3 protein-coding genes are annotated in these 1,820 nt (G+C 76.8%); all 3 read right to left on the reverse strand.

The window, feature by feature from the left end:
- Window positions 1-881, reverse strand: an 881-nt coding sequence (locus GJ634_RS16770) for a DUF58 domain-containing protein (protein WP_331714211.1), incomplete at its 3' end; no start/stop codon positions are given.
- Between the two features lies 1 nt (window position 882).
- Window positions 883-1,446, reverse strand: coding sequence for a hypothetical protein (locus GJ634_RS15055; protein ID WP_157503642.1), 564 nt, complete (start codon window positions 1,444-1,446; stop codon window positions 883-885).
- On the reverse strand, window positions 1,446-1,820 hold a 375-nt coding region (locus GJ634_RS15060; RefSeq protein WP_157503643.1), incomplete at its 5' end, for a DUF4129 domain-containing protein. The genes GJ634_RS15060 and GJ634_RS15055, both read right to left, overlap by 1 nt.

The raw sequence follows: 1,820 nt of genomic DNA on the forward strand, positions 1-1,820 counted from the left end.
CTGTCGCCACCCCGCCCGCGCCTCGACGGCGTACTCGACGCGTCCTCGCCGTCGGCGTCAGCGACGTGCGCTGCCTCGCGGCCGTCCACGACCGCGACGACGGTGGCGGCGCGCTCCTCGCGGTACTCCACGGTCGAGAGGTCGCCGGTGCGCGCGAGCCGGTGCCAGTCCACGTGCGAGAGCGGGTCACCGGGCCGGTACTCGCGGGTCGCGTGGAACTCCACGCCCGACCCGCCCTGCGAGGTGGGGACGCGGCCGACGCGCCGGACGGTCTGCTCGCGCAGCGGGAACGACGCGAGTTCGGGGAGCGCTGGGACGGACGCGACCGTCGACGACGCCGGGACCGTGCCTTCGGTCTCGCGGGCGCCGCTGAGGTCTCGCGCGCGGACGTGCACCGACTCGAAGTCGTGCTCGCCGCGGTGGGCTTCGACGGTGTACCGGAGCGTCGCGGTCTTCCCCTCGCGGAGCGCGGTCGCGAGCCGCGGCGACCCGTCGACGACCTCGACGCCCGCGGGGACGCCGTCGACGACCCGGAGGTCCGGGAGGAACCCGCCGTCGTTGGTGACCGACAGCGTCACGTCGACCTCGTCGCCGGGGTCGGGGTCGTCGGCGTGGACCGTCCGCTCGACGGTCAGCGCGGGGGACGGCGCCGCGAACAGCGCGCCGTAGGCGGCGTACGCGACGCCGAGGACGGCGAGCAGGAGCGCGGCGGGCGACGAGAACGCCGCGCCGGCTGCGGCCGCGAACAGCGAGAGCGCGGTGACGCCCCGCCAGCGGTACGTCTCCCGGGTCGTCACGCCCGTCAGCGTCGCACTGGCGCCCTCGTTCGCGTCGGCCTCGCCGTCCGGTTCGGGCGGCCGCTCCGCGGTCGTCGCGCTCACGTCAGTCACCCCCGACGCCCGCGCGGCGCTCCAGCTCGGCGAGCGCGTGCCGGACTTCGCGCTCGCGGGTCGACTCGAAGCGCGTCAGCGACGCGACGACGTGGCGGGACGGCGGGCTGACGTCCGCGGCGAACAGCGCCGCGGCGGCGCGGTCGTCGGTCCACGTGCCGTCGTCGAGGCGGCGGTGGGCTTCCTCCTCGGACCACCCCTCGGCGTCCGCGAGCACGCGCACCGCGAGCACGCGCAGGCGCTCCCGGAGGCGGTCGTCGGTAGTGGACGCACCGCTCCCGGCGGCGAGGTCCGCGTCAACGTCCGCGCCGGGTCGCGGCGGCTCGAAGCGCCCCTCCAGACTGCTCGCGCGCACGGTCGCCTCCTCCGGGTCCCGGAAGTCCACGTTCTTGCGCGCGGCGCGGGCGGCGAGCGCGAACGCGACCGCGAGCACCGCTACGACGACCCGGGGAACGGCCGGTAGCCCCAGCGTCACCGCCAGCGCGGGGTCTGCGGCGACGGCGACGCCGAGCGCCGTGAGCGCGACGCCGAGCGCGAGCAGGACGCGGCGCAGCACTACCCCTCACCCCCGTAGGAGGCTTCGACGGCGCGGAGCGCGTCGACGGCGCGCTGCTCGCGCTCGGCCGTGACCTCGGCGCCGCCGTACCGCACCGACCGGAAGAGGTCGGTGAGTTCGTCGACGTGCTCGCGGGCCATCCCCGCGTCGCTGGCGGCCGCGGCGAACTCCGCGGGCGTGCTCGCCTCGGGGTTGTCGACGTCGAGGTGCTCGGTCATCTCGCGCCACGCGCGGTACACCTCGTTCTCGACGTCCGCGTCGGCGGCGATGCGGTCGGCAGCGTCGCCCGCGACGCTCCCCAGCGCGTCGAGCGTCTCCTCGTCCTCACCGTCCGCGGGCTCGGGGACGGGGTCGCGGTCCGGCGGGTCGTCGTC

Origin of the sequence: Halobacterium sp. CBA1126 (assembly GCF_009741975.1) — an archaeon.
Taxonomy (GTDB): Archaea; Halobacteriota; Halobacteria; order Halobacteriales; family Halobacteriaceae; genus Halobacterium.